This window comes from Kaistella palustris DSM 21579 (genome assembly GCF_000422265.1).
In the GTDB taxonomy this organism is placed as follows: Bacteria; Bacteroidota; Bacteroidia; order Flavobacteriales; family Weeksellaceae; genus Kaistella; species Kaistella palustris.
Window position 1 is genome coordinate 195,323 of record NZ_AULL01000017.1, and the last position, 24,801, is coordinate 220,123.

Genomic DNA, 24,801 nt, shown 5'->3' on the forward strand with positions numbered 1-24,801 from the left:
GTTTTCTGTGTTAATGACTTTAAAAAAAAATAGAAACGTAAAAATATAATCCATGAGAAATAAGATGATTCTCTTAGCGCTGTCACTGCTTTCGGTCGCAGCCTGCAAAGACAAAGACGCGAAACCGGCGCAAGGTCCAAAAGTGGTTTCTACCGTAGCTGTGGAAAACCGCGACGTGACCGGTTACATGACTTTCCCTGCGAGTATTGAAGGTCGTGTGAATAATGAAGTCCGTGCCAAAATGCAGGGATATATTACGCAGGTTTTGGTTGATGAAGGTCAGTTTGTTTCAAAGGGCCAACCGCTTTTCCGGCTGGAGACCAATGCTTTGAACCAGTCTGCTTCTGCCGCAAAAGCAGGTGTAGGCGCGGCACGTTCTAATGTGGCAGCTTCGGAAGCCAATGTAAAAGCAGCGCAGTCGGCAGTAAATGCAGCACAGGTTGAAGTAAATAAACTGCGCCCACTCGTGGAAAAAAATATCATCAGCAATGTGCAGCTTCAGACTGCGCAGGCAAATCTTGCGCGTGCGCAGGCACAGGTTTCGCAGGCAATTGCGGCAAAACAGCAGGCCAGCGCCGGCGTGGCGGAGGCGCAGGCTAATTTTCAGGGTGTGCAGGCAAACATCGATTATTCCATTATTCGCGCGCCGATCTCCGGCGTGATCGGTAAAATAAATTTCCGGAACGGGAGTCTTGTGGGACCGGGTGATCCAATGCCTATTTCCACTGTTTCCGATACCAGCGAGCTGTACGCCTATTTCTCGATGAACGAAAAAGAGTATCTCGATTTCCTTAAAAATGCCAAAGGTGCAACCGTGCCTGAAAAGTTACGGAACATGCCGCAGGTAGAACTTCTGCTCGCCAATAATGAGGTTTACAAAGAAAAAGGAACTATAAAAACCGTGACCGGCCAGATCGATCCGGAAACAGGAAGCATTCAGTTCAGAGTATCTTTCCCCAATCCCGATAAACTGCTGAGCAACGGAAACAGCGGACGGGTCAGGCTTCCCGTGAAGTATGACAATGCACTGGTTCTGCCGGAAAGTGCCACTTATGAACAGCAAGGCTTGGTCTACATCTATAAAGTTAAAAAGGATACCGCAACAAGTGCCGTGATTAATGTGCTGGACCGCGTGAATAATATGGTGATCATAAAAGATGGCGCTGCCAAAGGTGAAGTGGTGGTTGCAGAAGGAGTCGGAGCCATCAAATCCGGTTCTCCCGTGAAACCGCAGCCGAAAGACTTTGATGAGATCGTAAATGCAATAAAACCCATTTTCTAAAAAACCCATGGTTAAAAAATTTATAAACAGACCGGTATTATCCACCGTAGTTTCCATTCTGATCGTTATTCTGGGAATTCTGGGACTTATATCGCTGCCTGTTACTCAGTATCCTGATATTGCACCACCTACGGTGAGAATCTCAGCAAATTATACCGGAGCCAACGCGCAAACGGTGATGAACAGCGTAATTATTCCAATTGAAGAACAGGTGAACGGTGTGGAAGGAATGGATTATATATCCTCTTCTGCAGGTAACAACGGTTCGGCTTCCATTCAGATATTCTTCAAGCAGGGAATAGACCCGGATATTGCGGCCGTAACTGTGCAGAACCAGGTTCAGCGCGCGATTCCGCTTTTACCGTCCGAGGTTACCCGTTCCGGAGTTACTGTAAATAAGCAGCAGACCAGCGCACTGATGTATCTTACGTTTTATACCAGCAATCCACATTTAGATGAAACCTGGCTGCAGAATTATATGAACATCAATATTATTCCTGCCCTTAAAAGGGTAAATGGAGTAGGCGATGCAATGTCGTTTGGCGGCAAGAACTATTCGATGAGAATTTGGCTGGATCCCGCGAAAATGGCGGCATATGGTCTGGAACCTTCAGAAGTTTCTGCTGCGATTAATGATCAGTCACGGGAAGCTGCCGCCGGCGCGCTGGGCGAAAACAGCGGAAGTTCTTTTCAATATATAATTACTTACAAAGGAAAATATAACGAAGTCGACCAGTTCGAAAATATTATTCTGCGCGCAATGGGCAACGGTGAATTCCTTCGTTTAAAAGATGTGGCAGAAATTAAGCTCGATTCGCAGTCGTATGCCGGAGTTGGCGAAAATAACGGCCGCCGTGCGATCAGTATGGGGATCTTTCAGACGCCCGGCTCCAATGCGCAGGAAATTATTACCAACATAAAGACCTTGCTAAAGGAACAGGAAAAATCATTTCCGCAAGGAATCGGTTACAGTGTAAACTTTGATACCAATGAGTTTCTGGAAGCTTCGGTTTCCAAAGTAATTACCACTTTGCTCGAGGCTTTCGTGCTGGTGTTCCTGGTGGTTTTTCTTTTTTTACAGGATTTCCGCTCTACACTTATTCCCGCAATTGCGGTGCCGGTATCGATTATCGGTACATTTTTCTTTCTGAATTTACTCGGCTATTCCATTAACCTGCTTACACTTTTCGCGCTTGTACTGGCGATCGGTATCGTTGTGGATGATGCGATTGTGGTGGTAGAAGCCGTGCATGCAAAAATGGAACACGGCATAACCGATGCGCGCAAAGCCACGGTAGAAGCAATGGATGAAATCACCGGTGCCATCATCTCAATTACCTTGGTAATGGCTGCCGTGTTTATCCCGGTTACTTTCTTAACCGGTCCGACCGGTGTTTTCTATCAGCAGTTTGGGGTGACATTAATTATTGCGATCCTTATCTCGGCGGTAAATGCACTTACACTGAGTCCGGTACTCTGTTCACTTTCCCTGAAGCCGCCTGCGCACCACAGCAAAGAGTACGCAGAAATGAATTTTTTGCAGAAATTCTTCAGTAAATTCAATGCAGGTTTCACGGCGACAACCAGACGTTACGGGCATTCATTCGCTTATCTTATCCGTCATAAATGGGTGACGCTTCTGATATTTGCAGCTGGAGGTGTGACTTTTTGGTGGGCAAATTCTACCATGCCCACAGGATTTATTCCTAAAGAAGACCGTGGAATATTATTTACCGATGTACAGCTGCCACCAGGTGCCTCCATGGAACGGACCTACAATGTTTTAAAAGACCTGCAGGCAGAAGCCCGAAAAATTCCGGGTGTACAGAATGTAAGTTTTACAGCCAGCCGTGGATTTATGTCCGGTCAGGGGTCCAACGTGGGCCAGGCATTCATCAAACTCGATCCTTTTAAAGAAAGAGGTAAAGCCGGTGATCAGTCGATAGATGATATTACTAAAAAACTCTTTGGCTTAACGGGCAAATATCCCGATGCCAAAATCGTATTCTTTTCTCCGCCAAGTGTTCCCGGATTTGGAACGAGCGACGGTTTCTCTGCGGTTTTACTGGATAAATCAGGCGGCGACATTAATGAATTAAATAAAGTCACCCAAAGTTTTATTGGTGAACTGATGAAGCGACCGGAAATCCAGTTTGCCTCTACCTCATTTAATACCAATTATCCCCAGTTCCAGATGGTTGTGAATGTGCCGCGCGCTGAAGAAAGCGGCGTGACACTAAACAGTATTCTGAGTACGATGCAGGGATATATCGGGGGAATCTATTCCTCAGATTTCACCAAATACGGAAAACAGTTCCGCGTGATGATTCAGGCGCTGCCGGAAGACAGAACTTCACCAGAAAGTCTCAACTCCATTTACGTAAGGACGGCAAACGGTACCATGGCGCCCATTTCACAATTCGTGACGCTTGAGAAAAGTTTTGGACCGCAATCACTGGAACGCTATAATCTGTTTACATCTGTGGGGATCAGTGGCTCCAGCAACCCGGGTTTTTCTACCGGTGATGCGATCAAAGCAGTGCAGCAGGTCGCAGCAGATAATTTGCCGGCAAACTACGATGTAGAATTCACCGGACTTTCAAAAGAAGAAATGAAAGCAGGATCTCAGACGTATGTCGTATTTCTGCTGAGTTTCATTTTCGTGTACTTTATCCTGTCGGCACAGTATGAAAGTTATTTGCTGCCCTTCTCCGTGATTTTATCGCTGCCACTTGGTGTGGTTGGTGCTTTCTTTGGTCAGAGGATCTTTGGGCTGGAGAACAATATTTATTTCCAGATCGCCATCATCATGCTCATCGGGCTTCTTGCAAAGAATGGAATTCTGATTGTGGAATTTGCGCTGCAGCGGCGACATCACGGCGAATCAATTGCCATGTCTGCCATCAATGCGGCAAAAGCAAGACTACGTCCGATACTGATGACCTCCTTTGCGTTTATCTTCGGAATGGTGCCTTTGGTTTTTGCAAGCGGCATAGGCTCTGTCGGTAACCGTTCCATTGGGACCGGCGCGGCCGCCGGTTTGCTTATCGGTACTTTCTTCGGGCTCATCGCGATTCCTGTTCTGTATGTGATCTTCCAGTCGCTGCAGGAAAAAGTATCTCCTTTAAAGGAAAAAGAAATTAACCTCTCAGAATAAACCGGACAGATAATTTTTTTGAAAATGAGAACAATGAAAAAACATTTCACCATAAAAACAGCGTTGGCGATATTCGCAGTCTTCATACTGTCTTCCTGCATGACGCGTGCAAAATATGAAAGACCGCAAGACGTCGTTGATGAAAATCTTTTCCGTACCGATCTTTTGCCGAAAGACTCTTTGAGTCTTGCCACAGTTTCCTGGCGGGACATATTTACAGATCCAATTCTGCAAAAACATATCGCCACAGCTTTGGATAATAACCTCGATGTTCGTGTCGCCCTACAAAACATTACGGCCGCAGATTCTTATCTGAAACAGAGTAAAGCTGCTTATCTGCCTACACTTTCAGCGGGACCCAATTACACTTTCCAGACTCAGTCGCTGAATACACAGGCCGGCCAGCTTATGAACTCACGCAAATACAGTGATCAGTTCGATGTTTCTGCAAATTTGGGTTGGGAGGCCGACATTTGGGGGAGGCTGCGCGCTCAGGAAAAAGCCGAATATGCAAATTACCTGGGTACGGTGGCTGCACATCAGGCGGTGAAAAGTGATCTTGTTGCCGCAGTTGCTTCAGCTTATTATCAACTTCTGACTTTTGATGACCAAAAAAGGATCATTAATGAAACCATTGCTTTGCGAAGAAAAAACCTCGAGACTACATCGGCGCTTAAAGATGCGGGAACACTCACAGAGGTTGCGGTAAAGCAAAGTGAAGCGTTGGTCTACAATGCAGAATCTCTGCTTATAAATATCGATGTGCAGATTGCCCTGCTCGAAAATACGATGAGTCTGCTGCTTGGCGAGCCTTCGCACTCAATCGCACGCAGTACAATCGATGCGCAGAAAATGCCGGTAAATCTCGCCCTTGGTTATCCTGCGAACCTGCTTGCCAACCGACCGGATGTGAAAGCCGCAGAATACCGTCTGATGAATGCCTTTGAGCTGACGAATGCGGCAAAAGCCAATTTCTATCCGACTTTACGCTTAACGGGCAGTGGCGGAATTACTTCCGGCGATTTCGATAATCTGTTCAGTGCAAATTCACTTTTTGCTAATGTAGTCGCGGGGTTGGCACAGCCGATCCTTAACAGGCGGCAAATCAGGACACAGTATGAAGTGAGTCTGGCGAATAAGGAAATCGCCTACCTGAACTTCCGAAAATCTGTACTTACGGCAGGAAAAGAAGTATCCGACGCTTTGAAGATCTATCAGGCGCAGGACACATTTATTAATCTGAAGAAAAAAGAGGAGGAAGCTTACCGAAACTCGGTCGAATATTCTCAGGAACTTGTAAATTACGGGTTGGCCAACTATCTGGAAGTGATCAATGCAAGTGTAAATCAGCTCAATGCCGAACTCAATATCTCAAACGCGGAATATTCGAAACTTGATGCCGGCGTAGAACTGTACCGTGCGCTTGGCGGCGGCTGGAGATAGAGGTTATATGAATTAAGCGAATTTTTAAAACCAATAAACAAAAGATAAATCGCGAGAAGTTTTGCCTTTCACTTGCCACGTAATTTATAGTGATTTAAAGAATTCCCACATCACAATTCCGCCGCATACCGAAACATTCAGTGAATGTTTTGTGCCCAGCTGCGGGATTTCTAGAAACGCATCGTACATAGTCAGCGGTTCTTCGCTAAGACCCTCGACTTCATTTCCGAGAACAACAGCGTATTTTTCATTTTTACTGATGGAATAAGTGCTGATGCTCCCGGAAGTGGTGGTCTGTTCGATCCCGATGACTTTAAAATTCTCCTTTTTTAAATTTAAAAGCGCTTCACTGATGTCTTTTTCGTAAATCCAGTCTACACTTTCGGTGGCACCCAAAGCGGCTTTGTGAATTTCGCGGTGCGGCGGCTGAGGTGTAATTCCGCACAGGACCACTTTTTCGATTAAGAAAGCATCTGCCGTTCTGAAAATGGCACCCACATTATGCATGCTCCGCACATTATCTAAAACCACAACAAGCGGTGTTTTTTCTTTTTGCTTAAAGGTTTCGACATCGATACGGCCTAATTCTTCGAGTTTCAGTTTCTTGGTGGATGACATTTTCGTATTTTGATACAAAAATAATTCTTGAACGCGAAGAACACTAATAATTTATCTGGATTAATAAAAAAGACTTTTATTTGATTTTTCGAAATCTAATTTAATAATGTTATTATGATACTTTATTTTCTATTTTCCTTTGTTTATATATATATATATATATATATATTTGTTTTACTTGAATTCCCGCTATGAAAAAAATATTTCTACTTTTTACCTTGATTTCATCTTTTCTGATGGTTGCACAAACAGCACCTTCCATTCAATGGCAAAAATCGCTTGGTGGAACTAGTCGCGATACAGCTAAGTCAATTCTGCAGACTTTAGACGGTGGTTATATTCTTGCAGGATATTCTCAGTCGAATGATGGAGATGTTAGCGGGAATCATGGTGGTTGGGACTATTGGATTGTTAAACTCGACCAAAGTGGTAATGTCCAGTGGCAAAAATCGCTCGGTGGTGGCCAGTCCGACTACGCGCAGTCTGTTCAACAATCAGCTGACGGGGGTTATATAGTAGTTGGTTATTCTGAGTCAAATGACGGTGATGTAAGTGGAAATCACGGTGATTACGATTATTGGATCGTGAAGCTCGACAGTAGTGGAAACATTCAATGGCAAAAATCGCTTGGCGGCAGTTATGAGGATTTCGCTAAATCCGTTCAGCAAACCGCAGATGGCGGTTATATAGTGGGTGGATATTCACAGTCAAATGATGGCGATATTACTGGCCATTACGGCAATTATGATTATTGGATCGTGAAGCTCGATAGCAGCGGTAATATACAGTGGCAGAAATCGCTGGGCGGAACTGGCGAAGATCGAGCAAATTCAGTACGACAAACAACAGATGGTGGTTATATTATCGGCGGATATTCTCGGTCCGTTGACGGTAATGTCAGTGGGAATCACGGTGATTACGATTATTGGGTTGTAAAGCTTAACAGCATTGGTAACGTCCAATGGCAGAAATCTTTTGGCGGAAGCAGTATTGATATTGCTACTTCAGTTCAGCAAACTACAGACAGCGGCTATATCATTGCAGGATATTCTTCTTCAACTGACGGTGATGTGAGTGGACATCACGGAAATGGGGGTGTTTATCCTGATTATTGGATCGTAAAGATTGACAGCAATGGTACTATCCAATGGGAGAAATCTCTCGGCGGAATGTTTGGAGATTTTGCTTACGCCATTCGACAGACAAACGATGGCGGGTATATTGTAGCCGGTGAATCATGGTCTAGTGATGGCGATGTGAGTGGACATAAGGGAAGTACATCTTCTTCTGACTATTGGATTGTTAAGCTTAACAGCATCGGTAATATCCAGTGGGAAAAGTCACTCGGTGGATATGATAATGATATAGCCAGCTGCATTCAGCAAACTGCGGACGACGGTTATATTGTTGTGGGAGAGTCGATTTCAGATGATGGTGATGTCAGCGGACACCATGGATCAACAGTTTATAATGATGTATGGGTAGTAAAACTCACTGCGGAAGGTTTGGCAACAGATGAAACAAATATTACCAAAATCAATATTTACCCAAATCCTGTAAAAGATATTCTCAATTTTTCAGAAGAAGTTTTGAACGTAAAAATTACGGATGTTTCCGGAAAAACGGTAAAACAAATTTCGGCGAAAGGAAAATCGATAGATATTTCTGGCCTTACAAAAGGCGTTTACATTATCTCTGCAACTACAAAAGCTGGAGAAACCGTAAATAAAAAAATTGTGAAAGAGTAGAGTAATCCCAAATATGCATTTTTAAAAAACCTCAGAACTTTATAAATTCTGAGGTTTTTTTATGGCAAAAACAAAATTTTTCTTTTTTACTCAAGGGGAATCTTTACTCTCTAAAAACAGTATTTTTGTAAAAACTTATTCAATAAATCCAAATATGGCAAAGAAAGAAACTCCTTTAATGACGCAGTACAACACCATCAAGGCGAAATATCCGGATGCGCTATTGCTGTTTCGTGTAGGCGATTTCTACGAAACTTTTGGAAGCGACGCCGTGCGGACTTCGCAGATTTTGGGAATAGTGCTGACTAAAAGAGCGAATGGTGAAGGGCATATCGAACTCGCAGGGTTTCCGCATCATTCGATCGATTCTTATTTGCCTAAACTCGTGCGTGCAGGTCTGCGTGTAGCAATTTGCGACCAGCTCGAAGATCCCAAATCCGTGAAAGGAATTGTAAAACGCGGCGTGACCGAACTCGTAACTCCCGGCGTTACTTTTAATGAGCAGGTGCTTACATCGAAGCAGAATAATTTCCTGCTTTCCATTCACAAAGAAAAAGAAAAATACGGGATTGCCCTGGTAGATGTTTCTACAGGCGAATTCCTGACCGCTGAAGGCAATCTGGAAAAACTACTGCATATTGTAGGGACTTTTGAGCCGAGCGAGATCATCTATCAGCGCCTGACTGAGCTTCCCACACAACTCAAGAACAGGAATTCATTTAAACTCGAAGACTGGGCTTTTCAGTATAATTACGCCTACGAAAAACTCACAAACCATTTCAAAACGCAGTCGCTGAAAGGTTTCGGTATTGAAGATCTGACTCTTGGAATCACCGCGGCCGGAGCGATTTTCGCGTATCTGGTAGAAGATACACACCACGCGCTTTTGCAGCATATCTCAAAAATTCAACTGATCCCGCAGGACGATTATCTGATGATGGATCACTTTACGCTGCGGAATTTAGAGATCGTTTGCCCAAGTCATCCCAGAGGGAAATCGCTGCTCGATATCATCGATAAAACCTCTACGCCAATGGGCGGAAGATTGCTGCGGCGAAGGCTGATCCTGCCTTTAAAATCAGTGAGTGAGATCAACAGAAGACTTGATCTGATCGAATTCTTTAATAAAAATGAAAATCTGAAGTATGAAATCCTGCAGCTGCTGAAATCGATTTCGGATCTCGACCGTCTGCTGGGGAAACTTGCCTCAGAAAAAATTTGCCCGAAAGAAGTGGGTTATCTGCGGCAGAGTTTCGGCAGCATCCAAAAAATTAAAGAACTCCTGCATCCACATGCTGAGGTTTTGGCGTGGCTTTCACCTTTGGCAAATATCAGCGATCTCATTGGTTATTTAAATAATTACCTGAATGACGACCTGCCTGTAAATATTGCCAAAGGCTCCGTCATAAAAACGGGTATTTCCGAAGAGCTCGATCATTTGCGCGGCCTTCAGAACAAAGGAAAAAACTTTCTGGATGAAATGTGCGAACGCGAGATCAAACGCACCGGAATCTCCAGCCTGAAAATCAGCTTTAATAATGTATTCGGCTACTTTATCGAGGTTCGGAATACGCATAAAGATAAAGTTCCCGGGGACTGGATCCGCAAGCAAACGCTCGTCAACGCCGAAAGGTACATTACCGAAGAACTGAAGGAATACGAAGAACAGATCCTGGGCGCCGAGGAAAAGATCTCGCGGATCGAGCATCAGCTCTACCGCAAAGTCTGCGAAAATATCATGATCTACCTGGATCAGATCCAGGAAAATTCCGGGATAATTGCCGAACTCGACTGTGCGGTTGGCCTTTCGGAACTTGCTGTTACCGAGAGTTATACCAAACCCGTTTTAAACGATTCTTTCGAGATCAATTTAAAGGAGGGCCGGCATCCGATCATCGAAAATGCCTTGCCTTTGGGCGAAAAATACATTCCGAACGATTTGTTTTTGTCTAAAGACACCCAGCAGATCATCATGGTGACAGGACCGAATATGGCCGGAAAATCCGCGATTTTAAGACAGACTGCCATTATCTGTTTGATGGCGCAGATCGGCAGTTTTGTGCCGGCAAAACATGCTGAGATCGGAATTTTAGATAAAATTTTTACGAGAGTTGGCGCTTCAGATAATATTTCTTCCGGCGAGTCGACATTTATGGTGGAGATGAATGAAGCAGCTAATATCCTGAACAATATTTCCGAGCGCAGTTTGATTCTCCTTGATGAGATCGGCCGCGGAACTTCTACCTACGACGGGGTTTCGATCGCCTGGGCAATTGCGGAATATCTGCACCAACATCCCACGCAGGCGAAAACGCTCTTTGCCACGCATTATCATGAACTGAACGAAATGACGGTAAATTTTGAGAGGATCAAGAATTTTCACGTGTCCATTCAGGAGCATAAAGGAAATATCATTTTTCTGCGGAAGTTAGTTTCCGGCGGCAGTGAACACAGTTTCGGGATCCATGTCGCGAAACTTGCGGGAATGCCTTCCACCGTGGTAAACAGGGCAAATGAGATCTTAAAAACTTTAGAAAAAAGCCGTTCCCAAAGCGGTTCGAAAAAATCTGCCAAAGCAATTACCGATGAAAGTTTGCAGTTGTCTTTCTTTCAGTTAGACGATCCTGTTCTGGAAAATATTCGTGAAGAATTATTGAAAATCGACGTTAATACATTGACGCCAATCGAAGCTTTAATGAAGCTGAATTCGATTAAAAAAATGATCGGACGTTAGGTAGAACAGATGCATTCATCAGCTAAACTCGATTGATAAAGACATCGTAAAAAGAAAACGTGTCGGTTCACCATTCACCACAGCAGGCGTCCAGGTTTCCTTCACTTTTTTCAAAGCTTTCTCCAGCCGTTCGGAATAGCGGATGTCGCCCATTGCAAGTATATTAGTTAGTTTACCATCTTTCTCGATAATGAAATAAACCCTGGTCTTCATTTTCCTCAGATTATCGGGGTTCAGATTAAACGTATCTATTTTATTCATCAGCGTGGTTCTGAAAGCATTGATGCCACCGGGAAATTCGGGCAGGACATCTGCCCGCACAGCCACCTCGGAAAGGTCCATCTTGGTTTTCAGATAGGAATAATTTGGAACCTTGGTAACGTCGGTTACGGGAAGAACCGTCTGACCGAATGCAACAAGACCCACAAAAAGTAAAACGAAAGTAAAGTATCTCATATAATTCTACCAAAAATGTTAACCAAAATTCTGCAGATCGACCAGTTTTCTATACACGCCGTTGCTTGAAAAGAGTTCGTGGTGTGTGCCCTGTTCCACGATCTCACCGCGCTCCATGACCACGATCCAGTCGGCTTTCTGAATGGTCGACAGCCGGTGCGCGATCACGAGCGAAGTCCTGTTTTCCATCATTTTCTCCAAAGCTTCCTGTACAAATCTTTCGCTTTCGGTATCGAGTGCCGAAGTAGCTTCATCCAGGATCATGACCGGCGGGTTCTTTAAAACTGCGCGGGCAATTGACACTCTTTGCTTTTGGCCACCCGAGAGTTTATTGCCGTCATCACCTATATTGGTATAATATTTTTCGGGCAGGCCTTCTATAAACTGGTGTGCATTGGCGATTTTTGCGGCATTGATGACTTCTTCTTCGGTGGCGTCGGGTTTTCCCATCAGGATGTTGTTGAACACGGAATCATTAAACAAAACAGATTCCTGTGTCACCATACCTAAGAGATTGCGGTAGTCCGTCACCTTTAAATTTTTAATGTTGACGCCATCAACCAGAATTTCACCTTCAGAAACGTCGTAAAACCTGGCGAGCAGGTTCGCGATGGTGGTTTTTCCGGAACCCGACTGCCCTACCAGAGCAATGGTTTTTCCTTTGGCAATTGTAAGGTTGAAATTCTTTAAGATCACATTGTCTTTATCGTAGAAAAAACCGATATCCTTAAATTCAATCGCCGATTTCAATGTAGAGATTGGGATCGGATTTGCGATCTCATCAATCTTCAGGTCATAATCCAGCACTTCGGAAACTCGGTCCAAACTCGCCATGCCGCCCTGGATATTCGAAATGGCACTTGATAATTTTTTCGCGGGATCCAGAATCTGAAAAAACATACCGATAAACACGAGAAATGTTTCAGGTTCCATGGTGCGTTCGTTCAGGATCTGTACACCCGCAAACCAGGTAATGATCAGGATCGTGACCGAACCCATGAATTCGCTCATCGGGGAGGCGAGTTCGCGGCGGCGGCTCATGCCGATCGCATATTTCTGCCAGTTGTCTGTGGTGGTGTTGAACCGGTTTTTCAGGATTTTATCGGCATTAAATATTTTAATGACTTTGCTGGATTTCAGGGTTTCATCAACCAGAGAAAAAAGATTTCCCAATTCTTCCTGCGCAGCGGTCGCCTGTCTTTTCAGGCTTTTGCCCACCCACGAGATCAGGCCGCCCATTACCGGAAAAACCAAAAGGGAAAATAAGGTGAGTTTTGGCGACAGTATAAATAAGGTGATCAGCGAGGTGATGATCATAAACGGTGAGTTGATGATATCCACTAAACTGCCCATAATGCCTGCTTCAACACCGCCGATGTCATTGGAAATCCGCGACATCATATCGCCTTTTCTTTTTTCTGTAAAGAATGAAACCGGAAGTTTCAGGAATTTGTCATACATCGCGGTACGGAGGTCCTTGGTAATTCCTACACGGTAATTCACCAAAAGATAAGCACCCAAATAACGGAAGAGATTCCGCAGCAAAAAAGCCGCAGCAGTAATCGCGCACAGAATGGCCAGAATCTTTACGGCACCGTGGTCTTCGATGGATTTTTGAATGGTGTAGTAAACCCAGTCTTTTGCATACCCAAAAAAGTCGACCAGTCGGCCCGAATTTACCGGCGCTTTCGATGTATCCACTTTCTCGACCGTACCGAACATTAATCCCAGAATCGGCAACATGGTGGCTACGGAAAAAATATTAAGCACAGAATACATTATATTGCAGAATATGCTGGCAAAAAGGTATTTCTGATGTGGTTTTGCAAAATGGAATATTCTTTGGAATGGTTTCATTAAAGGAAATTAAGGTGCGAAATTACGGAATTTTGAATTTGCATTTTTCTTAATGTAAATTTCCGATATAAATAAAAACAGCCCCAAAAAACTCAGGGCTGTCTCACTCAAAAAAAAATCGTTGTACGTTTAGCGGAGTCTGTCTACAGATTTTACGAGCCTGTCGTCTTTTCTGATGTACATATTTGCAATCAGCAAACCAACTACAGAAATCAACGGGAAAATCGGCTCAATACCTTTCTCAGGAAAATCAATTCCTCCAGGTAAAGTGAGTAACCAGTACGCCAGTAAACCGAGCAACAAAGCGTTTATAATCATGCTGATGTTGTTCAGCAGAATTTGTCTCTTTCTTTCCTTATAACTCAAGATGCTCAGGAAACCCAGTAATACGAGCGCTACACACGAAACTGAAATAAAAGGCACCGGTCCGAACAGTGAAAAATCCTGCCCGGTGATGAACAGAAAAACCGCACCCAGGAGCGACAAAAATATCCAAACTGTCTGTATTCGCTGTAACATGTTGAGTATATGAAGTGCAAAAATAGCAATAATTTTTTGCATTTTTAGAAAATTAGTGTAGATTTGCAGCACTAACGATCTGAAAACAGAAAAGTCGCCTGACTTATCTTATTTACTTTCAACTACTTATTATAATACTTTTACATAACGACATATGTTCAATCTTGAAACGTTACGGTCAAAATCCGCTGAGGATTTGGCTAAAATAACAAAAGATTTCGGCGTTAAACTGGCTAAAAACAGTACAGAAAATGACAAGATCTTTGCAATTCTGGATTTCCAGGCCTCGAATACGAAAGTTGCAAAAGACTATTACAACGCCACTGAAACTACTATGAATACAGAAGAACAGGCAGCACCAGCTCCCAAAAAAGCAGCGCCCAAAAAAGCAGCGCCAAAAAAGAAAGCCGAAAAGCCTGTAGAAAATGCAGCGGAAAATGCACCATCTCAAGCAGAAGCTAAAGCTGATGGGCCCGTGAAAGACGCCGCGGCAACCGCCTCCGAAGATGTGCAGAAACCTGCTCAGACCGGTGAGCGGAAAAGAAAGCAGCGAACTTCTGCGCCCAAACAAACAGCTGAAACCGCAGAAACTGCACAAAATACCGACACTGCAACCGTTTCTGAACCAGTGGTAAAAGCGAAGGAAGAAAACGGAGCGCCTGCCGGAAATTCGAACAACAGCCAGCGACATAGCAACCACAAGCAAACAGAGGTGCAGGAAACCGGCAACGGTAATCCACATCATACGCAGAATGGCGGCGGAAACCCAAACAATGGTCAAAACGGCAACGGGAACCAAAATGGGAATGGCCACCAAAACGGAAATACTTCACAGAATAAGCCGAACCACCAGAATCACCCCAACCAGAATAAAGGACAGCACAAAAACCAGAATAAAAATCAGCAGAATTCCGACACACAGGAAGACTCGCAGAAAAAAGATTTTAACTTCGACGGCTTGGTAACGATCGAAGGTGTGCTCGAAATTCTTCCGGATAATTACGGATTCCTGCGCTCACCTGATTTTTCTTACATCTCTTCGCCGGATGATGTGTATGTTTCTACGAACCAGATCCGCAATTACGGTCTGAAAACCGGTGATGCCGTGAAAGGTATCGTGCGTTTACCGAAAGAAGGCGAGAAATATTTTTCATTATTAAAGCCCACTGAAGTCAACGGCCGCGATCTTGAGTTTATCAAAGACCGCGTGTCATTCGAATTCCTGACGCCACTTTTCCCCGAAGAAAAATTTAACCTTACCGGCAAGCATTCCACCATTTCGACAAGAATAGTGGATCTGTTCACACCGATCGGAAAAGGTCAGCGCGCCATGATCGTTGCGCAGCCGAAAACCGGTAAAACCATGCTGCTGAAGGATATTGCAAACTCAATTTCTGCCAATCATCCCGAAGCTTATATGATGATCCTTCTCATCGACGAAAGACCGGAAGAGGTGACCGACATGGAAAGAAGCGTGAATGCAGAAGTTATTGCATCAACCTTTGATGAACCTGCAGATAAACACGTAAAAGTGGCAAATCTGGTTCTTTCTAAAGCGCAAAGGATGGTAGAATGCGGTCACGATGTCGTTATTTTACTGGATTCCATAACGCGATTGGCGAGAGCTTACAATACCGTGACACCGGCTTCCGGAAAAATTCTTTCAGGTGGAGTTGATGCCAACGCGCTTCACAAACCGAAAAGATTTTTTGGTGCGGCGAGAAATATTGAAGGCGGCGGCTCATTAACCATAATCGCAACAGCCTTAATTGACACGGGTTCTAAAATGGATGAAGTAATCTTTGAGGAATTTAAAGGAACGGGGAATATGGAACTTCAGCTCGACCGGAAAATAGCAAACAAAAGAATTTATCCCGCGATTGATCTTGTTTCATCAAGTACCAGAAGAGATGATCTGCTTTTAGACGAGACTACGCAACAAAGAATGTGGATCCTGAGAAAATATCTCGCAGACATGAATCCTGTTGAAGCAATGGAATTTGTAAACAAAAGCATTAAAAATACTTTGAACAACGAAGAGTTTTTAATGTCGATGAACCGCTAACCTAAGCTTTAATCTAAAAATGAAACCGTTCAGCAATGAGCGGTTTTTTGCTTTTGTCAATGTTAAAGATTTATTAAAGTAGTAGGCGATCTTTGTAATTGCTCTAAATAATGAGTAAATTTGAGATATAACAAAATAAAATCAAAATATTATGGCATTCGAATTACCTAAATTAGGTTATGCATACGATGCACTGGAACCTACCATTGATGCTAAAACAATGGAAATTCACTACACAAAACACCATCAGGGTTATGTGGATAATTTAAATAAAGCAGTTGCCGGAACAGATCTTGAAAATAAGTCTATAGAAGAAGTCTGCAAAACGGGAACCGATAAAGCGGCAGTTAGAAATAACGGCGGCGGGCACTATAATCACTCACTTTTCTGGGAGATACTTACACCTGGCGGTAGTAAAGACCCTGTGGGAAATGTAAAAGCAGCTCTAGAAAATTACGGTGGTTTCGACAAATTTAAAGAGGAATTTTCCAACGCTGCCAAAACAAGATTTGGTTCAGGCTGGGCCTGGCTATGTAAGAAAGACGATGGTTCGGTTACTGTTTGCTCTACACCAAACCAGGATAATCCATTGATGCCGGTGGCGGATTGCCAGGGAACTCCACTTTTGGGGCTTGATGTCTGGGAACATGCTTATTACCTAAACTACCAGAACAGAAGACCGGATTATGTTTCCGCTTTCTTTGATATCATCAACTGGGATAAAGTGGAAGAGCGATTTAACAGGTAAGATCTTAAAAAAAATATAAAAAGGTTCAGAAAGTTTCTGGACCTTTTTATTTTTAGCGGATGTCGGTGGCACTTAAACCTTTCAGCCGCAGACCATATTTCCAGTTTACATAAGCAAAGACCTGGTAGAGCTTATATTCGAATTTCAAACCGTAGTTTTCCTGCGGATCGTAAGAAATCGAAGATTCTATAATATTCGGATATCTTCCGGAAAAATAATAGGAGTTCCATTCAGTGACGAGAAAAGTGTTCTTACTTTTCAGATAAGTTTCGGAGTACATATTCATAGGTTTTGCCACAGCGTTGAGGAAATAGTCATACTGCGAATCCAGGACCTGCAGATCCCACTCGCCCTCGTCATTTTTTGCCGGTGCAATTTCTGCGTGAGGTTGGTTTGGATCTACCCTTTTTTGGCTCACACAACCTGCAAGCAGCAAAGGTAAAATTATAAAAGTGAGTATTTTTTTCATCTTGATATTTTGAAATTCATATCAAAAATAAAACCGAAACTATTTCAGCTTCGGTTTTACTTTGTTAATCTTTTTCTATTTTACTTCCCGCTGCAAAACTACAAAGGCAGGGAAGTGGTCACTGAAGCCGCCGGTAAACTTATCGCCGCTCCAGGAGCGAAGCGGGTAACCTTTCCAGTTGCCTTCGCGCGTAATGAGATAAGGTGGCGCGAAGATTTCTGTTTTATAGATCGAGTAATCCTTGCCTACTTTATCTGAAAGCACATTTCCTGAAACAATGATCTGGTCGAACAGATTCGGTGCGTCCTGATATGCAAGCGACGCGACACCTTTTTTAAACAGCGGATACATCAGGTTTAAATAAGGAGTTTCCGGACTCAGATCTTTCGGATCGCCAACTGCTTTCAAATAGTTCTTTAAACTTGAACTGATCGGATCATCATTAAAATCACCCATGGCAAAAAGCTTGGTCGAAGGATCTTTCAGGCGGATACTGTCCATCTGCTGCTTTAAAACTACAGCCGCCGCATTTCTTTTTGGTACAGAAGCCGCTTCACCACCACTTCGGGAGGGCCAGTGGTTCATGAAAAAAGCAACTTTCTCGTTGTCCAGGAAACCGGTCACAACTACAATGTCACGCGAATAGGTGCGTTTATCGCCGTTATAGATTTTAATTTCTTTTTTTAAAGAATTCGTGGGTGTAAATCTTCTTTTCTGATAGATGATCGCTACATCGATGCCACGTGCATCATAAGAATTATAGTGTATGATGCCGTAGTCGTATTTCGCCAGCACCGGTTCTTTGATGAGGTCTTCGATTACCTGTCTGTTTTCAACTTCGATCAGACCTACGATCGCCGGTGCGGTATTGGTATATTTAGCACCCATTTCAGAAATTACTCTGGCCACATTTGCAAGCTTGGTCTTGTAGTTTTTTGAATTCCAGTTTTTGGGACTGTTCACGGTGAAGTCATCGGAAAGGAATTGTTTACGGACTACTTTTTTACCTTTCAGTAAGTTGTCGCTCCACTCGCCGCGGTAATCTTCTGTTGTTTCCAAATATTTGAGTGAATCCAGCGGTACGCTGCGGTGGAAAGCGGGATTGCTTATATCCTTGGTCCCGTCGATATAATCTGCGGATGCAATGGTATCCCATAAATTCTCCACATTCATAAAGCCGATCGTAGCGACTTTGCGAAGTTGACCCTGCTGTTGTGCGAAGGTAAAACCGAACAGGAGAAGGAGTACAAAACTGACTATTTTTTTCATTTTTTAAACGGTATAATATTTAAGAATACAAATCTACTAATAAAATATTATGGTAAAGCTATTTTTGGTTAGACCTAATAGTTATCAGTTCACCCCGAGAAAACTGTTAAAAACATGTAAAGTATTATTATATTGTTTAAATTTGCGCTTATTAGTTTACTGAATTCACTTATAATTCAAAAAGCAAAAAAATAAATTATCAACATGATTAAAAAGCTATCTTTAATCTCTTTGTTTACGCTGCTTCCAGCTTCTTTTTACTTTGCGCAGACCACGGTTTATGCATACTTAAAAGATGCCAACGGAAATCCGGTCGAAAGCGCCGAGATAGATTTGAAAAGTTCCGGTTCCGGGGTGAAAGCCGATAAGATCGGATACTTCCAGTTCGTTGACCTGCAAACCGGTCATTACCAAATCGTTATTTCCAAGCCTAATTTCGAAACCAAGGTGATGGAGTTTGACGTAACCGAAGAGAAGAAAAAAGATTTGGGCGTGATCACGCTTTATTCCACTTTAACAGGTGCAGATCAGGGTCTTGCAATTATTGAAAGCAGTGGCGACGAAGAGAATTCCAGCCAGGCAAGTACAGTAGGGCTTTTGCAGTCTTCTCAGGATGTGTTCAGCAGAATTGCAGCGTATGACCTGGGAGCTTACTGGTTCCGCCCAAGAGGAATCGACGGCAGAACCGGAGAAACCATGATGAATGGCGTTTCTATGGTCAAAGGTGACAACGGAAACGTAGACTTCAGCAATTGGGGAGGCTTAAATGAAATTACGCGCTACCCGGAAATTTCCGCGAACCACGCACCTTCAGAATATGCGTTTGGTGGAGCAAGTTCCGTAATTTATAAAAATACCAATGCCAGCGATTACCGAAAAGGTTTTCAGGCCACTTATTCACTGACCAACCGGAATTACCGTAACAGAGCATCCCTGCGATACAGCTCAGGAATGAACAAGAACGGTTGGGCGTTCACCGCAATGGGTGCCAGAAGATGGGCCCAGGAAGGCATCAATGAAGGCACATTCTATGATGCATACGGTGCATTTTTAGGAATTGAAAAGAAAATAAATGATGCGCACACCGTGACTTTGAACGCGTTTGCCGCACCTTACAGAAGATCAACATCCAGTCCAAGTACGCAGGAAGTTTATGATTACAGAGGTGTTCATTACAATTCCTATTGGGGTTGGCAGGATGGTGAAAAGCGCAGCGAAAGAGTTCGTGCAGGGTTCCAGCCTATTTTCCAGCTTCAGGATTTCTGGAAGATCAATAAAAAATCAAGCCTCCGTACAGCGGTATCTTACCAGTTCGGAAAAGATAAAAGTGCGAGACTCGACTGGCAAAATGTGCCCAATCCATCGCCAACATATTACAGATATCTGCCAAGTTATTTCGACTCCCTGGATCCCAATGCTTCGCTTCCTGTAGGCGACGGCGAGACACCGACTACACTGCAGCAGGCTTACGCCACTTCGCTGGCAGGTTGGCAAAGCGGTGATCCGGAAATTACGCAGATCAACTGGGATGCTTTGTACCGAAGAAATATGGCGCAACCCACCGCAGATTATTACGGAGCTACCGGCAAACGCGCACTTTATTTTCAGGTTAATGATGTAAGCGATGATAAGATCTTCAATGCAGGAACGCATTATACCTACAGCTTCAATGATACCAGCAGATTTCTGCTAAACGTATCTTACCAAAACTACAAATCCGAGTTGTACCGTGAAGTGAAAGATCTTCTGGGTGCAGATTTCGCTTTGAACCGCGATCCGTTTGCAGCCACCAATCAACCGGGAAAAAGTGGTCTTTATAATGAAGGTGAAACCGATGTGGCTAAAAGGGTAGGTGATAAGATCAATTACGATTACGCATTTTCTCGTCAGGAAGTTAAGGTAAACCCTGGTTTCAAATTCCAGACCGGTAAATTTGATGTATTTGTGTCAGGTTTGGCGGGTTATTCCACTTCAAACAGAGAGGGTTATTTTAAACATTACCTTTATGAAGATTCTTACGGAAAAAGTCCAAATTACGATTTCTGGAATTTTGGTCTGAAAGGTCAGGTTATTTATAAAGTAGATGGCAGAAACTTCCTGGTATATAATGGTGCCTATTTCAATCAGGCTCCTTTTCTGGAAGATCTCTTCATCAATCCAAGAGTTAATTCCTCAACCGCGCCGAATATTACCAGTGCAATCATCAATGCAAATGATCTGAGCTACGTGGTCAGCAGTCCATTCTTTAAAATAAGATTAACTGGATATTTAGTCGATACTCAGAATGACACCAATGTACAGCGTTTCTTTGCTGATGGTATCCAGATCGCGACCGCCGGTGCCGATGGAGAAGTCGGTAATGTGCAGAGTGCTTTTGTTACGCAGGTCATGTCGAATGTCGACAAAAGAAATATGGGTGGTGAACTTGGTGTAGACGTAAAAATACTTCCGACTTTATCACTTCAGGGTCTGGCAAGTTACGGTCAGTTTACTTACAGAAATGATCCGAATGTATATTTTGCCTCTGATGCCAGCGGAACGTTTGCCGACGGAAAATCTTATCTTGATTTTGGTAAAGCATATCTGAAAAATTACAGACAGGGTGGTACGCCGCAACAGGGTTACTCCTTAGGTTTCCGTTACAATTCACCGAAATACTGGTGGTTTGGAGCGAACTGGAATTATCTTGATGACAACTTCCTGGATCCATCTGCATTGCTGCGATCTGAGAGGTTTATTCAAAATCCTGTAACCGGAACCCCGTACGCAGGTGTTACTGAAGCTGAATTAAGAAACGTTTTACAGCCCACACGTTTGCCGTCAGCTTATTTCCTTAACGCCAACGTAGGGAAATCATGGAGACTTGGGGCTTACTATGTGTTGGTTACCGCTTCTGTAAATAATATTTTAGACAATACCAAGTATATCACCGGAGGTTTCGAGCAGACAAGACGTGTAACTTTCCCGGGTTATATTGAAGAGAACAGCAGAGAGTTTTCCCTTTTCGGACCGAAATACTGGTACACGCAGGGCAGATCCTATTTCGTAAACCTTCAGGTTAGATTTTAGTAAATAAATAAGAATTTTAAAAAATAATATAATGAATTTCAGAAAATATTTTAAAACTGCTTGTGTAATTGCGATTTCTGCTTTTACGGTAAGCTCTTGTGTAGATAAGGACGAGTGGGATACGCCGCCTATCAACTGCAACAATAAGTTCGATGCACCGAATATTACGATGGCAGATTTCAAAGCCTTGGCGCCATCAACACCTGGATACGTTTTGATTACTGATGATAAAATCTTCGACGGTTATATTATCTCTTCCGACGAAAATGGTAATTTCTACAAAACCATTTCCTTCCAGGACAAACCGGAAAATCCAACCGCAGGTTTGCAGATGGAAGTTGACAGAGCAAGTAATTATGCAGACTTCCCTGTCGGAACTCACATTAGAATCAATGCGAAAGGTCTACGTTTGGGTCTTGATCGCGGTACTGTAAAAATCGGTTCTGTAGATCCTCAGTATGCGATCGGTAGAATTCCGGGGGTGCTATTCTCCAGATATATCTCAGCAGTTTGTGACGGTAATACCATGGAGATCGCAACCATTAAACCAACTGAATTGCCAAACCTGTCTTCTGCAATGCAGAAAAAGTATATCAATACTTTGGTTAAAGTTCCGAATGTTCAGTTTAACATTTCTGAACTGTACCCTACCAACAAACCGTACATCGATTATCTTGCTGGTGCCGGTGTAGATACCAACAGAGGTATTGAAGATGCTTTCGGTGGAACAACGGTTCTTAGAAGCTCAGGATTTGCGTCTTACGGTTCCACACTTTTACCAAAAGGCACAGGGGATCTTACCTTTGTAGTAAGCTATTATACCACTAAAACACCGGTAACTTATCTGCCGGCTGATTTCCAAATGCTGATCAGAGGTCTTGCTGACGTGAACATTCCGCCAACAGGAACAAGATTCGATCCAACGCCACCAAAAGGAGGTACGGCTATTACTTATCCTGCAACACTTTTGGAAACCTTCGAAGGTTATACAGGAAATCTTCTGGATACTTTCCCGCCATACATCAATGATCCGATCCTTGGAAACAGATACTGGCAGATGAAGACCTTCAGCAATAACAATTACATTGAACTAAGTGCGAACGCCGGAACTGGTCCTTATGAGACATTCTTCATCGTTCCTGTAACCTTCACTCCGGGTAAAGCGCTGAGCTTTAATGTGAATGTCGGTTATTACAACGGTGCTGCGCTTAAGGTGTATACTTCTACAGATTATACGCCACTGGGTGATGTAACAGCTGCAACATTAACGGATATTACCTCCAGCTTCACCATTCCGACAACTCCTGCGTCAGGATACGGAGTTTTGGCGCCAGCCGGCAGTTATACTATTCCGTCCACGCTTTCAGGAAAAGGTTATGTAATGTTCAAATATGCCGGTGTTGGTGGCGGTATCACCACCACTATTCAGCTGGATAAGATCGCGTTACAGTAGACCCGTATCTTTTACTTAATAATTCCGCCTCTGCAAAGGGGCGGTTTTTTTGTTGTTAATGTTTTCAGGTAATGCAGACCAAAATTTATTAATTAAAATCCCGAAATTAATTAGGACTAATTTGTCCGATTTACGAATATTAGTTACCTTTGTCGAAGAGAAATCAAGAATTATGTTATCAAAAACCTGCGAATATGCCTTGCGCGCGATGATCTATATTGCACAGAACTCGAAGGATGGGAGTATGATCAACATCAAGGAAGTAGCTGCGCAGATCAATTCCCCTGAACTTTTTATAGCCAAGATCCTTCAGAACCTGAGCCGACAAAACTTTTTACAGTCATCCAAGGGCAGATATGGCGGATTTTATATTTCCGATAAGGAAGCCGAAACTTCACTCGCAGATATAATTACCGCAATCGATGGTGACAAAATGTTCGAAGGTTGCGGTTTGGGACTATCATCCTGCTCAGATGCGAATCCGTGTCCTATACACAATACTTATAAGGAAGCACGCCACCAGTTGCAGCAGATCTACGGAGAAACTACGCTCAGCCAGTTCCGGGAAGCCGGTAATCTGGAAACACTTCTTTTAAAACGTTAATAAACTTGCAAAAAGAATCTCTTTAATATAATATCTATACTTTAAAACTTCATAAAAATGGCAACAATAGAAAAACTGGTCGTATCCACCATCGAACCGCGGTTGAAACATCCTACAGTATTTAAATATTTTGACGCACTGCAGCCGGGCGAAGAATTCGTGATTGAAAACGATCATGATCCGAAGCCTTTATACTACGAAATTATCGCCGAGCGCGGCGCAATTTTCACCTGGGAATATCTGGAAAAAGGTCCCGAGACATTCCTGGTTCGCATTAAAAAAAATCCCGAAGAAAATGAAACAGAGGAAATCGAACGGTTAAATGTAACTGTAATCGAGCCTCGCCTGAAACACCCAACTATATTCAAATATTTCGATGCCTTAAAACCCGGACAAAGTTTCATTATCGAAAACGACCACGATCCAAAACCGCTCTATTACGAACTGATCGGCGAGCGCGGCAATATCTTCACCTGGGAATATCTGCAGCAGGGACCTGAACTTTTTGTGGTGAAGATCTCTAAAAACCCGGCCACTCAAACGGGTGAAGAAACCATTGGTGCGATTGCCGCCAAAGACATCCGTAAAGCGGAACTTTTAAAATCCAAAGGGATCGATTTCAGCTGTGGGGGCGATAAAACCGTGAAGGAAGCAAGTGAGGCAGCCGGAATGTCAGAAGCTGAACTCCGCGCCGAATTGCAGCACGCGGTGAAAACTACACTGTCACCAAGTTTTGATTACGATAAATGGGATCTGGATTTTCTTGCAGATTTCATTGTCAATACACACCACCGTTATATTAAGGATAACGCAGAAAATCTCAACGATCTCGCCATAAAAGTAGCCGAGCATCACAGCGCTAACCATCCGGAACTGAACAGACTGTCGACAGTGACCTATCATTTTTTGCAGGATCTTGTAGATCATATTATGCGTGAAGAGGAATTTTTCTTTCCCGCCATCAAACAGATGGTTGCCAAAAGAAATAATCCCGCGCTGGAAACCGAATATCAACCTGGTATTATGGCGGAACCGATAAGTATCCTGAAAAAAGAACATGAGATCGCGGGTGATGACCTTTCCTTTTTCCGGAAGCTTACCAATGATTACGCGCTTCCGGCTGATGCCTGTAATTCCTACCGCTACCTTTTTGAAAAAATGAAAGAATTTGAAAGTGATCTGCAGACGCATCTTCACCTGGAAAATAATCTGCTGTTCGCGAAGGCGCTTGAACTGGATGCGGAATTGGCGAAAACTGTTTCATAGGAATTCAGTATTTTAAAACTGCATTAGATTTTATTAATTTTTTA

At 43.3% G+C, this 24,801-nt stretch carries 17 protein-coding genes; 11 read left to right on the top strand and 6 right to left on the bottom strand.

The annotated features are described in order from the left end of the window. Positions 1–52: 52 nt before the first annotated feature. From H562_RS0107815 to H562_RS0107825, 3 genes are read left to right on the top strand one after another with little or no spacing between them, the layout of a single operon-like run. On the top strand, positions 53–1,282 hold the full coding sequence (locus H562_RS0107815) for an efflux RND transporter periplasmic adaptor subunit (protein ID WP_027376998.1): 1,230 nt from the start codon (positions 53–55) through the stop codon (positions 1,280–1,282). A 7-nt stretch (positions 1,283–1,289) separates the two neighbouring features. After that, a complete protein-coding gene (locus H562_RS0107820; RefSeq protein WP_027376999.1) occupies positions 1,290–4,439 on the top strand; it encodes an efflux RND transporter permease subunit in 3,150 nt (1,049 codons plus the stop codon). Positions 4,440–4,472: 33 nt separating this feature from the next. Further along, positions 4,473–5,882 carry an efflux transporter outer membrane subunit gene (locus H562_RS0107825; protein WP_027377000.1) on the top strand — a complete coding sequence of 470 codons (1,410 nt, stop codon included), beginning with the start codon at positions 4,473–4,475 and terminating at the stop codon, positions 5,880–5,882. A gap of 84 nt (positions 5,883–5,966) precedes the next feature. Here the strand turns inward: H562_RS0107825 and H562_RS0107830 are convergent, their stop codons facing one another. Then, positions 5,967–6,500: an RNA methyltransferase gene (locus H562_RS0107830; RefSeq protein ID WP_034690933.1), complete on the bottom strand. Its 534-nt coding sequence runs from the start codon at positions 6,498–6,500 to the stop codon at positions 5,967–5,969. A 191-nt stretch (positions 6,501–6,691) separates the two neighbouring features. On the opposite strand from H562_RS0107830, the gene H562_RS15555 reads away from it, so the two are divergent. Both H562_RS15555 and mutS read left to right on the top strand, forming a co-directional pair. Then, a complete protein-coding gene (locus H562_RS15555) occupies positions 6,692–8,248 on the top strand; it encodes a T9SS type A sorting domain-containing protein (RefSeq protein ID WP_084466346.1) in 1,557 nt (518 codons plus the stop codon). 154 nt (positions 8,249–8,402) lie between these two features. Further along, a complete protein-coding gene (gene mutS, locus H562_RS0107840; RefSeq protein WP_027377002.1) occupies positions 8,403–10,982 on the top strand; it encodes a DNA mismatch repair protein MutS in 2,580 nt (859 codons plus the stop codon). Between the two features lie 18 nt (positions 10,983–11,000). On the opposite strand, the gene H562_RS0107845 is transcribed toward mutS, so the two are convergent. The 3 genes from H562_RS0107845 to H562_RS0107855 form a co-directional block, all read right to left on the bottom strand. Beyond that, the gene (locus tag H562_RS0107845) at positions 11,001–11,438 is read right to left on the bottom strand and encodes an energy transducer TonB (protein ID WP_027377003.1); all 438 of its coding nucleotides are present in this window, start codon (positions 11,436–11,438) and stop codon (positions 11,001–11,003) included. 18 nt (positions 11,439–11,456) lie between these two features. Then, on the bottom strand, positions 11,457–13,295 hold the full coding sequence (locus tag H562_RS0107850) for an ABC transporter ATP-binding protein (protein WP_027377004.1): 1,839 nt from the start codon (positions 13,293–13,295) through the stop codon (positions 11,457–11,459). Positions 13,296–13,424: 129 nt separating this feature from the next. Further along, positions 13,425–13,814, bottom strand: coding sequence for a DUF4293 family protein (locus H562_RS0107855; RefSeq protein ID WP_027377005.1), 390 nt, complete (start codon positions 13,812–13,814; stop codon positions 13,425–13,427). Positions 13,815–13,968: 154 nt separating this feature from the next. Between H562_RS0107855 and rho the strand changes: the two genes are divergently transcribed. Together rho and H562_RS0107865 are read left to right on the top strand one after the other, a co-directional pair. Further along, a complete protein-coding gene (gene rho, locus H562_RS0107860; RefSeq protein ID WP_027377006.1) occupies positions 13,969–15,879 on the top strand; it encodes a transcription termination factor Rho in 1,911 nt (636 codons plus the stop codon). Between the two features lie 151 nt (positions 15,880–16,030). Then, on the top strand, positions 16,031–16,627 hold the full coding sequence (locus tag H562_RS0107865; protein WP_027377007.1) for a superoxide dismutase: 597 nt from the start codon (positions 16,031–16,033) through the stop codon (positions 16,625–16,627). A 52-nt stretch (positions 16,628–16,679) separates the two neighbouring features. Here the strand turns inward: H562_RS0107865 and H562_RS0107870 are convergent, their stop codons facing one another. Next, positions 16,680–17,096 carry a DUF6146 family protein gene (locus tag H562_RS0107870; RefSeq protein ID WP_027377008.1) on the bottom strand — a complete coding sequence of 139 codons (417 nt, stop codon included), beginning with the start codon at positions 17,094–17,096 and terminating at the stop codon, positions 16,680–16,682. Positions 17,097–17,171: 75 nt separating this feature from the next. Next, positions 17,172–18,365, bottom strand: a complete 1,194-nt coding sequence (locus tag H562_RS0107875) for an endonuclease/exonuclease/phosphatase family protein (RefSeq protein WP_027377009.1) — start codon at positions 18,363–18,365, stop codon at positions 17,172–17,174. Between the two features lie 204 nt (positions 18,366–18,569). On the opposite strand from H562_RS0107875, the gene H562_RS0107880 reads away from it, so the two are divergent. From H562_RS0107880 to H562_RS0107895, 4 genes are all read left to right on the top strand, one after another. Next, positions 18,570–21,434: a carboxypeptidase-like regulatory domain-containing protein gene (locus H562_RS0107880; RefSeq protein ID WP_027377010.1), complete on the top strand. Its 2,865-nt coding sequence runs from the start codon at positions 18,570–18,572 to the stop codon at positions 21,432–21,434. Between the two features lie 31 nt (positions 21,435–21,465). Further along, on the top strand, positions 21,466–22,887 hold the full coding sequence (locus H562_RS0107885) for a DUF5689 domain-containing protein (RefSeq protein WP_027377011.1): 1,422 nt from the start codon (positions 21,466–21,468) through the stop codon (positions 22,885–22,887). Positions 22,888–23,059: 172 nt separating this feature from the next. Beyond that, positions 23,060–23,491, top strand: a complete 432-nt coding sequence (locus H562_RS0107890) for an RrF2 family transcriptional regulator (protein ID WP_027377012.1) — start codon at positions 23,060–23,062, stop codon at positions 23,489–23,491. Positions 23,492–23,548: 57 nt separating this feature from the next. Then, the gene (locus H562_RS0107895; RefSeq protein ID WP_084466347.1) at positions 23,549–24,757 is read left to right on the top strand and encodes a DUF542 domain-containing protein; all 1,209 of its coding nucleotides are present in this window, start codon (positions 23,549–23,551) and stop codon (positions 24,755–24,757) included. The last annotated feature ends 44 nt before the right edge of the window (positions 24,758–24,801 follow it).

Coding starts and splice junctions, on each gene's coding strand:
- H562_RS0107815 (WP_027376998.1), top strand. CDS start 53: ATGAGAAATAAGATGATTCTCTTAGCGCTGTCACTGCTTTCGGTCGCA.
- H562_RS0107820 (WP_027376999.1), top strand. CDS start 1,290: ATGGTTAAAAAATTTATAAACAGACCGGTATTATCCACCGTAGTTTCC.
- H562_RS0107825 (WP_027377000.1), top strand. CDS start 4,473: ATGAAAAAACATTTCACCATAAAAACAGCGTTGGCGATATTCGCAGTC.
- H562_RS0107830 (WP_034690933.1), bottom strand. CDS start 6,500: ATGTCATCCACCAAGAAACTGAAACTCGAAGAATTAGGCCGTATCGAT.
- H562_RS15555 (WP_084466346.1), top strand. CDS start 6,692: ATGAAAAAAATATTTCTACTTTTTACCTTGATTTCATCTTTTCTGATG.
- mutS (WP_027377002.1), top strand. CDS start 8,403: ATGGCAAAGAAAGAAACTCCTTTAATGACGCAGTACAACACCATCAAG.
- H562_RS0107845 (WP_027377003.1), bottom strand. CDS start 11,438: ATGAGATACTTTACTTTCGTTTTACTTTTTGTGGGTCTTGTTGCATTC.
- H562_RS0107850 (WP_027377004.1), bottom strand. CDS start 13,295: ATGAAACCATTCCAAAGAATATTCCATTTTGCAAAACCACATCAGAAA.
- H562_RS0107855 (WP_027377005.1), bottom strand. CDS start 13,814: ATGTTACAGCGAATACAGACAGTTTGGATATTTTTGTCGCTCCTGGGT.
- rho (WP_027377006.1), top strand. CDS start 13,969: ATGTTCAATCTTGAAACGTTACGGTCAAAATCCGCTGAGGATTTGGCT.
- H562_RS0107865 (WP_027377007.1), top strand. CDS start 16,031: ATGGCATTCGAATTACCTAAATTAGGTTATGCATACGATGCACTGGAA.
- H562_RS0107870 (WP_027377008.1), bottom strand. CDS start 17,096: ATGAAAAAAATACTCACTTTTATAATTTTACCTTTGCTGCTTGCAGGT.
- H562_RS0107875 (WP_027377009.1), bottom strand. CDS start 18,365: ATGAAAAAAATAGTCAGTTTTGTACTCCTTCTCCTGTTCGGTTTTACC.
- H562_RS0107880 (WP_027377010.1), top strand. CDS start 18,570: ATGATTAAAAAGCTATCTTTAATCTCTTTGTTTACGCTGCTTCCAGCT.
- H562_RS0107885 (WP_027377011.1), top strand. CDS start 21,466: ATGAATTTCAGAAAATATTTTAAAACTGCTTGTGTAATTGCGATTTCT.
- H562_RS0107890 (WP_027377012.1), top strand. CDS start 23,060: ATGTTATCAAAAACCTGCGAATATGCCTTGCGCGCGATGATCTATATT.
- H562_RS0107895 (WP_084466347.1), top strand. CDS start 23,549: ATGGCAACAATAGAAAAACTGGTCGTATCCACCATCGAACCGCGGTTG.